The 9,114-nt window shown below is 71.7% G+C and carries 8 protein-coding genes; 7 read left to right on the forward strand and 1 reads right to left on the reverse strand.

Annotated elements, in window-relative coordinates; genetic code table 11:
* From E4099_RS33170 to E4099_RS24070, 4 genes are all read left to right on the forward strand, one after another.
* The coding region (locus tag E4099_RS33170) for a hypothetical protein (RefSeq protein WP_167828461.1) at window positions 1-239 on the forward strand (239 nt) is incomplete at its 5' end.
* A gap of 474 nt (window positions 240-713) precedes the next feature.
* Window positions 714-1,049, forward strand: a complete 336-nt coding sequence (locus tag E4099_RS24060) for a hypothetical protein (RefSeq protein WP_135341212.1) — start codon at window positions 714-716, stop codon at window positions 1,047-1,049.
* Between the two features lie 154 nt (window positions 1,050-1,203).
* Window positions 1,204-3,780, forward strand: a complete 2,577-nt coding sequence (locus tag E4099_RS24065) for a glycosyltransferase (RefSeq protein ID WP_135341213.1) — start codon at window positions 1,204-1,206, stop codon at window positions 3,778-3,780.
* Between the two features lie 67 nt (window positions 3,781-3,847).
* Window positions 3,848-4,879, forward strand: coding sequence for a glycosyltransferase family 2 protein (locus E4099_RS24070; protein ID WP_135341214.1), 1,032 nt, complete (start codon window positions 3,848-3,850; stop codon window positions 4,877-4,879).
* 296 nt (window positions 4,880-5,175) lie between these two features.
* Here E4099_RS24070 and E4099_RS24075 read toward each other — a convergent pair whose 3' ends face one another.
* Window positions 5,176-5,943: an alpha/beta fold hydrolase gene (locus E4099_RS24075; protein WP_135341215.1), complete on the reverse strand. Its 768-nt coding sequence runs from the start codon at window positions 5,941-5,943 to the stop codon at window positions 5,176-5,178.
* 104 nt (window positions 5,944-6,047) lie between these two features.
* Here E4099_RS24075 and E4099_RS24080 point away from each other — a divergent pair, with 104 nt between their 5' ends.
* From E4099_RS24080 to E4099_RS24090, 3 genes are all read left to right on the forward strand, one after another.
* Window positions 6,048-7,214 carry an adenosine deaminase gene (locus E4099_RS24080; protein WP_135341216.1) on the forward strand — a complete coding sequence of 389 codons (1,167 nt, stop codon included), beginning with the start codon at window positions 6,048-6,050 and terminating at the stop codon, window positions 7,212-7,214.
* A gap of 144 nt (window positions 7,215-7,358) precedes the next feature.
* On the forward strand, window positions 7,359-7,652 hold the full coding sequence (locus E4099_RS24085) for a hypothetical protein (protein WP_135341217.1): 294 nt from the start codon (window positions 7,359-7,361) through the stop codon (window positions 7,650-7,652).
* Between the two features lie 115 nt (window positions 7,653-7,767).
* Window positions 7,768-9,045, forward strand: a complete 1,278-nt coding sequence (locus E4099_RS24090) for a hypothetical protein (protein ID WP_135341218.1) — start codon at window positions 7,768-7,770, stop codon at window positions 9,043-9,045.
* Window positions 9,046-9,114: the final 69 nt, after the last annotated feature.

A 9,114-nucleotide genomic window follows, 5' to 3' on the forward strand; every position in this document is an offset into this window, starting at 1 on the left:
GGAGCGGCGGGGGTGGCGGGGACCAGATCAACAACTGCACCAGCGTCTCCCTCGTCAACGTCCTGGGCGGGCCGCACCTCACCTGTGTGAACGAGCGGACCTCGGGCCGAGCCCATGGCGGCGGACGGCAGGTGAACGACTGCCAGGTGGACGCGGCCCTGGGGAACGTGGGCGACCTGCGGATCCTGCCGACCCGGTTCGAGGGGCCGAGCGTCACCTGCGTGAACATCAGGCGCTGACACGCGGGAACATCAGGCGCCGAGGGCTCGGCCGGCGGCCCTTCCCCCTCCCGGCCGCCGTGGGCGTTCGGGCCGGCCGTCCATCTCGCCCATCCGGAGCGCACCGGGCGGGGAACGGCGGCCGGCCGTCCGGGGGCATCCTCGTCCGGTACGGCCCGGAGGCCCGCGGCCGGGTCCCTTCCGGTCCCCTCACCCGCGAGCCGCGGCGTCACGCCCCCGTCCCCGCGCCGGATCGAGCATCCGCCGGTATTTTCAGTGCATTCACCGGATCTTTCACGGCGAATGGTGCGGTCGGACGGGAGGGTATTCGAATGGGGGTATCGCCTCTTGGAGTGTGGCGATCGTTTGCCGGTGCGGCCGTGGGCGCCGATGATCCGCGGTGCGAGAAAAACACGCGGTGGGTGCTTTGTGTCGCTCGGTGTTCATGGAAGCATCTGGGCGAGCGACCTAGTCGAAGAGAATCTGGAGATCGCTATGGGAATTGGTAGGACTGCCGCAATCCTGGCCGCCGCCGCGGGAACCGTGGTACTCGGGGCGGGTGCCGCGCAGGCCGGCGGTGGCGGACACCGCACGAATAGCGGGAATTCCGGAGCGCAGGTCAACAACTGCACCGGTGTTTCCTCCGCCGACATCGACGACACCATCGGCAGCCCGACGGTCAGCTGCCTGAACTTCGACCGGACGTTCGGGAAGCACCACGGCCCGCAGACGAACCGCTGCAGCTCCGAGGCTGCCGTCAGCACCATCGGCAACCTGATCTTCTTCCCCGTCGAGGGTCCGAGCGTCGTCTGCGCCAACATCAGGCGCTGACGCCGGCGGGGCCGGTGGATGCCGGAGAAAAGCTCCGGGAACTCTCTGCTCCTGGCGTCCGAACAGGTGAAGATGAGGGCGATCCCACTGCCGGACTTCTCGCCTTTCGTTGTGCCCGGTAACGCGGTCACATGACGGAGGGGCCTAGTAGCGGATGTCCGAGCAGAGCAGTATTCCGGAGCTGATCCATCAGGCCTGGGTGGATGCCGACGTACCCGCCCGGTGGCAGAACTGGGTGGATTCCTGGAGGCGCCGTCATCCGGGTTGGGAATACCGATTGTGGACGGACGCGGAAAGTCGCTCCTTTCTTGAGGAGCATTACCCGTGGTTCCTTCCGATCTATGACGGATATCCCAACCCGGTCATGCGTGCCGACGTCATCCGGTATTTTCTCGTCGATCATTTCGGTGGTGTGTACGCCGATCTGGACGTCGAGTGCCTGCGCCCCACGGGGGAGCTGCTCAGCGGACGCCGGCTCGTACTCGGGTGCGAGCCGCCCGCGCACACCCGCCTGCCGTCGGCGCGTCGGCGGGGCCTGCGCCGCATCGTGGGCAACGCGTTCATCGCCTCCGCGCCGGGGCATCCCCTCTGGGCACATGTGCACCGGGAGCTGGTGGGCGCCCACACCCTGACCGACGCCCTGGATGTCTCGGGCCCCTTCTTCCTCACCCGGGCGCTGGAGAACGCGCCCGAGGACGGATCGATCACCGTGGTGGGCCCGGAACTGCTCTACCCCAAGGTGAACCCCGTGGCGGCCCGACTGTTCGGGCCGCCGGAGATCGACCAGGACCGGGCCTTCGCCGTGCACCACGGGGCCGGTTCCTGGTCCGCGGAGGAATCCTGGGCGCCGCGGCCCTCGCAGCACACCAGGGTGCGGTTCTGGACCAGCCAGGGCCTGCGCCCCCTCGCCGACGGGGCCTTTGACCTGGAGGCGCAGCGTCTGCGCTGGGCCTCGGGCGCCCCGGCTCCGACGGTGTCCTGCCTGATGGTGACCAAGGACCGCCCCGCGCTGGCCGAGCGCGCGATCCGCTGCTTCCTGGCGCAGACCTACCAGGAGAAAGAGCTGGTGGTGGTCGACGACAGCCGCGACGACACCCTGGAACGGCACGTCCGGGGCCTCGGTGACCCGCGCATCCGCTTCCACCGGCTCCCACCGGACGGGCAAACCCTCGGGGCCCTGCGCAACATCGCCGTGGACCGGGCGACCGGGGCGTACGTGTGCCAGTGGGACGACGACGACCTGTGCGACCCGGAGCGGGTCGAGGTGCAGATGGCGGCGGTCCTCGCGGTGGGAGCCGAGGCGTGCTTCCTCGCGCGGGAGCGGCTGTGGCGGCCCGCCCGCCGCGAACTCGCCGTCTCCCACCTGCGCGTGTGGGAGGGCACCATGCTCTGCGCGAAGTCGGCGCTGCCCCGCTACCCGGAGCAACGCCGCGGCGAGGACACTCCCGTCGCGGCCCATGTGGTCAGCAACAGCCGGGTCGTCTCGGTCGACGTACCGGAGCTCTACACCTATGTCTGCCATGAGAACAACACCTTCGAGCCCGCCCACTTCCAGCGCATCTTCGACGTCGCGCCGCAGGTGTGGACCGGCGGTGACTACGTCGAGCAGCTTCTGGCGATGGCCGCGCGGCTGCCCATCGACCCGGCGGACCTCGCCGCCGCCGCGACGGACGCCGCCTCCGACGCCCCGGCCGCGACGGAGGCCGCTTCCGACGTCCCGGTCCGGGTCGAGGCCGCTTCCGACGTCCCGACCCAGGCCGACGTCACCTACGACGCCCCGGCCGAGGCCGAGACCGTGAGCGGCGTTCGTACCGACGCGGGCCCCGGCACGGACGCGGGGGCCGGGTCGGGCGCCGACGACCTGCGGACGCACCGGGCGAGGTGGGTGGTCAGCGAGCCGGCCCCGGCGCCGGTGGCCGACCGCCCCTCGGTCCTGGTGCTCACCCCGGTCAAGGACGCGGCCCGGTTCCTGCCCGGCTACTTCGACAACCTCCGCGGTCTGGACTACCCGCACGAGGCGATCTCCCTGGGCCTGCTGGAGGGGGACAGCCAGGACGAGACCTGGGACGTGCTCCAGCGCGCGCTGCCGGAGCTGGAGCGGCGGTACCGCCGGGTGACGCTCGTACGCCACCATGCCGGGGTCCGCCTGCCCGGCCAGCGCTGGGAGCCGGGCGTCCAGCGCGAGCGCAGGGCCGCGCTGGCCAGGGTGCGCAACCATCTGCTCTCCCGCGCGCTCAGCGACGAGCAGTGGGTGCTCTGGGTGGATGTCGATGTGACCAGCTACCCGCCCGACCTCGTCCAGCGGCTGCTGGCCGCGCGGAAGGACATCGTCGTACCGCACTGCGTCAGCGAGCCGAACGGGCCCAGCTTCGACCTCAACACCTTCCTCCTGCGCCCGGACGCACGTGCCCTGAACTGGTCCCAGTGGATTCGCGACGGAATCCTGCAACCCCCCAGGGGCTTCGGCAGGGCCCACCTCGACGAGCTCGGCGGCCACGAACTCGTCCGCATCGACTCGGTCGGCGGCACGGTCCTGCTGGTGCGGGCGGATCTGCACCGGGCGGGCCTGGTGTTCCCACCGGTCCCGTACCGGCACCTCATCGAGACCGAGGGCCTGGCGGCCCTGGCCAAGGACATGGGCACCACCTGCTGGGCCCTGCCCGGACTCGAGGTGGTGCACCCCCACCACTGGTCGGAACCGGCCGGCCGACCGGCCGTACCGACTGTCTGAACAGGCGCCTGGCAAGCGAGGACCACGGTGCTCGCCCCTGAAGGCCCGAAGGGAAGAAGGACGACGGATGAGTGTCAAGCGAGCGCCCGCGGTCTCGGTGGTCATCCCCTGCTACAACTACGGCCGCTATCTGCCGCAGACGCTGGACAGCGTGCTCGGGCAGACCTTCGCCGACTGGGAGATCGTCATCGTCGACGACGGCAGTACCGACGACTCCCCGGACGTGGCCCAGGCATTCATCGACCGGCACCCCGACCGGCGGGTGCGGCTGCTCCGCCGCGCCAACGCGGGAGTATCCGCCGCGCGCAACGCCGGGATCTCCGCCGCGGACGGCCGCTACATCCTGCCGCTCGACGCCGACGACGTGATCGCCCCCACCATGCTGGAGAAGACCGCCGGCCTGCTCGACGCCGAGCCGGGCATCGCGATCGCCTCCACCGACCTCTTCGTCTTCACCGACGCGGAGGACGTGCCGCCGCAGGTGCTGACGCTGCCGCCCTACAGCAGGGAACTGCTGCTCCAACGACTGATCATGTTCTACTGCTCGCTGTACCGCCGCGAGGTCTGGACGGCCGTGGGCGGCTACGACGAGGGCATGCGGGCCGGCGAGGACTGGGACTTCTGGATCGGCTGCGCAGAGCGGGGGTTCACCGCACACCACATCGCCGAGCCGCTGTTCGGGGCGCGCAACAAGGACACCGGCCTGCACGTGGCGGCAGCCGAGAACGACCTCGTCGTACGGGCCCGGATCGTGGCCAACCACCCGACCCAGTTCAAGCCCGTGACCCGGGCATGGGCGCAGGCCCTGCTCGAACAGGAGGAGGACGCCCAGCGCGGTGACGCGAGGGTGCCCGACGACATCCTCAGCCGAGCGGGGGAGATGGACGAGTTCCTCCGCGTCGTGATGGACCTGCAACGCATCGCGCGCAGGCAGCACTACCGCGTCCAGCACCTGGAGCAGGCCCTGGCCGAGCGGACCCTGCCGACCCAGGGCGGCCCCGGTCCCCGGTCCCTGGCGGTGACCGACGTCGGGGCCGAATGCGATCCGACCGGCCAAGGCGCCGACCGGCAGCCGGCCTCGTCCCGGGCCACGTCCTAGCGCGGGTCGCGCCTCAGCGCGGGCCGTATCCCCACGCGGGTCACGTCCTGGGTGGGCCACGTCCTTGGGCGGATCACGCCGAACGCAGGCCCGGTCTCGCGCAGGCCGCGTGGGGGTACCCGACCCAGGCCGCGTCCGAGGCAGGCGACGCGTCTCGCACAGGCCACGCCGTGACGCAGGCCACCTCACGCGCAGGCCACGCCTCGAATACGCCGGCCACCTCGCGCGCGGCTGACCCCCTCGGGGGCGGCTCACCCGCGCCCGAACCATGGAAGCGGGCCGCAGACCACCCGCCGTCAGCCGTGCGGCAGGTTGCGTCCGAAGCCCGCGGCCAGCGGCATCCGCAGGCCCAGCGGGGGAGGGGCCGCCAGCGCGTCGGTGACCGGGCGGGAGAAGCCGTGGTGGAAGAGCGAGCCGAGCAGGAAGTCCGCCGCCAGCGCCAGTACCTCGGTGCGGTGCTGGTACAGGCGGTGCCGGTCGGTGTGGACCTCGAAGCGGCAGATATCGCGGTTGACCTTCTTCGCCCGTTCGGCGAGCCGGTAGGACAGGTCGGGCTCGGCGACGGCGTCGTTGGTGCCGTGGGCGATCAGCACCTGACGGCCCACCAGCTGCTTGACGGGGTCGGGATCCGGTTCGGCGGTCGGCTCGGGGAGCCAGGGGGCCAGGGCCAGCACCGAGGTGACCGCGAGGTGCCCGGCGGCCCGCAGCGCCGCGCGTCCCCCCATGCCGTGGCCGGCCAGGCAGATCGGTACGTCGCCGTAGCGGCGCACCACCTCGTCGGCGGCCCACTCGGCGTCCTGGGCCGGGTGGGCCGCGGTGCCGTTCCAGCCCCGGCAGCGGTAGTGCACCTGATGCGCGGTCAGCCCCTCTCCGCCGGCCGCGCGCACCAGCCGGCGGGCCAGCGGCCGGACCAGCGACGCGGCCCATCGGGAGGGCCGCCCGGTGCCTTCGGGGACACCCCCGGGGAGCAGCAGCACCACGCCGTGCACGGTACGTCCCGCACTCGCCGCGCCCATCGCGCGCCCCAGCCGGGCGCCCCGTTCCGGCAACGTTTGCTGAGCCATGGCAGAACGATGGCAGAAGCACGGGTGTACTCCCCCTCGCTCGGTGGTCACTGTTCCGTATCTATCGGAGGTGATCTACGCGCGTAGGGGCTATGGTTCGGAAGATGACGAGCGAGTACAACGAACGCCCCACCACCGACCAGATCCGCCGTGCCCCCAAGGTGCTGCTGCACGATCACCTGGACGGCGGACTGCGCCCGGCCACCATCGTCGACCTGGCCCGCGAGACCGGGTACCAGAACCTTCCGGAGACCGACCCGGAGAAGCTCGGCATCTGGTTCCGCGAGGCGGCCGACTCCGGTTCGCTGGAGCGCTACCTGGAGACCTTCGCGCACACCTGTGCCGTCATGCAGACCCGTGCGGCGCTGGTGCGGGTGGCCGCCGAGTGCGCCGAGGACCTCGCCGCCGACGGTGTCGTCTACGCCGAGGTGCGGTACGCCCCCGAGCAGCACCTGGAGGCGGGCCTCACCCTCGAAGAGGTGGTCGAGGCGGTCAACGAGGGCTTCCGCGAGGGCGAGCGTCGGGCCAGGGAGAACGGCCACCGGATCCGGGTCGGCGCCCTGCTGACCGCCATGCGGCACGCCGCGCGCGCCCTGGAGATTGCCGAACTCGCCAACCGCTACCGCGACCTGGGCGTGGTCGGCTTCGACATCGCCGGCGCCGAGGCGGGCTACCCGCCCACCCGCCACCTGGACGCCTTCGAGTACCTCAAGCGGGAGAACAACCACTTCACCATCCACGCCGGCGAGGCGTTCGGGCTGCCCTCCATCTGGCAGGCGCTCCAGTGGTGCGGCGCCGACCGGCTGGGCCACGGGGTGCGGATCATCGACGACATCCAGGTCGCCGAGGACGGCTCGGTGCGGCTGGGCCGGCTGGCCAGCTATGTGCGGGACAAGCGGATCCCGCTGGAGCTGTGCCCCACCTCCAACCTGCAGACCGGTGCCGCCGCCTCGTACGCCGAGCACCCCATCGGCCTGCTGCGCCGACTGCACTTCCGGGCCACCGTCAACACCGACAACCGGCTGATGAGCGGCACCGACATGAGCCGGGAATTCGAGCACCTGGTCTCGACCTTCGGATACACCCTCGACGACATGCAGTGGTTCACGGTCAATGCCATGAAGTCGGCCTTCATTCCTTTCGGTGAACGCCTTGCCATGATCAATGATGTGATCAAGCCCGGATATGCCGAACTGAAGTCCGAATGGCTCTTCCGTTCGGTCACCCAGGTGCCCACGACGGTCTGCGACACCGCCGCTGACCAGGGCTGATCGCCGAAATCCCGGGACCTCCCGCGGTTAAATGAAAAACGGCCGGGTCATAAGAATCCCGGCCGTTTCGGCGTTTGCCGTCCGGATGCGGCGGCGGTTACTTTGCGGCACCGCTCAGGAATCGCCGACAAGGACGTCACGCATATGAAGCAGGGAACCCTCAAGGCCCTCGGTGCCATCACCCTCGGTGCCGCGGCGCTCGCCGCCGGCGCCGGATCCGCCTCCGCGGCCATCCCCATGCCGGTGCCCGTGCCGAGCGGGCACGGGTTCGACGGCGAGTTCACCGGAAAGTTCACCCACAAGGAGCATGGGAAGAAGTCCGGCACCGCGCGGCGGGCGAACGGCGGCAACGCCGGTCTGATCGGCGGACTTCCGGTCGGGCAGTTCACCCGGGCGATGCCCGGCGCGCCGGTGCCGACGGCCCAGATCCCGTTCTGATCTGATGGGGAAGCACGTGGTGGGCCGCACACCCGCGATGGGTAGGCGGCCCACCTGCCGTATGTCAAGATCGCACACCGGTATCACACCGGTTCGACCAGCGGGGTGACAGCGCGTGGACAAGCGGGCGGATGAACGGTCGGGCACCCGGGGCGGCGGCGCGGCCCTGGCCACCCTGCTGATCCTGGCGGTGCTGGGATCGGCGGCGGCCTGCTCGAAAGACCAGGCCGGTACCCCCGCGCCGAGCCCCGAGACCACCGGCCCGGACGACTCGGCGCCCGCCTCCCCGCTGGATCCCTACGTGCTCAGCCAGGGCGACCTCAAGGGCTACACCATCAGCGTCCGCAGGAACGACGGCACCCGGACGCCGAAGGCCGCCGAGCCCGCGTGCGAGGCGCTCGCCGCGTCCACCGGCTTCAAGCCCGGCCCGGACGCCCGGGACACGGTCAGCCGGGGCATCGTCGCGGCCGCCGACCCGTCGAAGTTCGTCACCGTCAGTCTCAGCTCCTTCGCGGCCGAGCCGGACCGGCAGGCCGCCGGCAAGGCCCCCGGGCGGACCGCCCAGCGCTTCATGACCGACCTGCGGACCGCGACGGCCGCTTGCCGGTCCGGCTTCGGGACCCGGGTCGGCCAGGACAAGGCCCGCTACACCGAGGTCCACACGGTGGACGTCGGCGCGCGCGGCGACGAGAGCCTCGGCTACGCGATGACCGCGCGCACCGGAGGCCAGCGGGTCGTACTGAACCTGGTCGCGGTGCGGTCCGGCCGGACCATCGCCTTCTTCGCCGCCCTCGACCTCAAGCACTACGCGGCCGGCTTCCGCGTGCCGGGCAAGATCCTGGACAAGCAGCTGACGAAGCTGGAACGGCTGAAGGAGAAGACGGCGGAGTCCGGGCGGCCGGCGACCTCGGCGAAGCCGAGCGTGTCGGCGCGGTCGGGGGTCTCGGCGGAGTCGACCGGGTCCACCGGTCCCTCGCTGCCCGCCAAGCCGAGTGGTACGCCCAAGCCGAGCGGCGCCGCCAAGCCGAGCGGCGCGGTCAAGCCGAGCGGCGCGGTCAAGCCGAGCGTTGCGGCCAAGCCGAGCGGCGCGGCCAAGCCCAGCGGTACGGCCAAGCCGAGCGGGTCGGCGAAGCCGAGTGCCGCCGCGCGGCCGGGTGCCTCCGCGCACCCCAGCGGGGCCGCGCGGTCCGGCGGGGCCACCGAGCCGGTCGCCCCGGCCGGTCCGACCGAGTCGAACGGCGGTGTGGTGCGGCCGAGCGCCTCCATCGGGCAGGGCGCGGTGCCGATGGCCGGTGCGCCCATGCGGCGGGAGCCGGCCGCCGTCCCGGCACTCGGCCCGAACTGCCGGGTCCAGGGTCCCCAGGGCAACTGCGCGACGGAGGGAATCGGCTGAGTCGGGGCGCTCCACCGAGGCCGCCGAGCCCCCGCACCCGCGGCAGCCGCACCCCCCATCGCGCAGCCC

The organism is Streptomyces palmae (genome assembly GCF_004684805.1).
GTDB lineage: Bacteria > Actinomycetota > Actinomycetes > Streptomycetales > Streptomycetaceae > Streptomyces > Streptomyces palmae.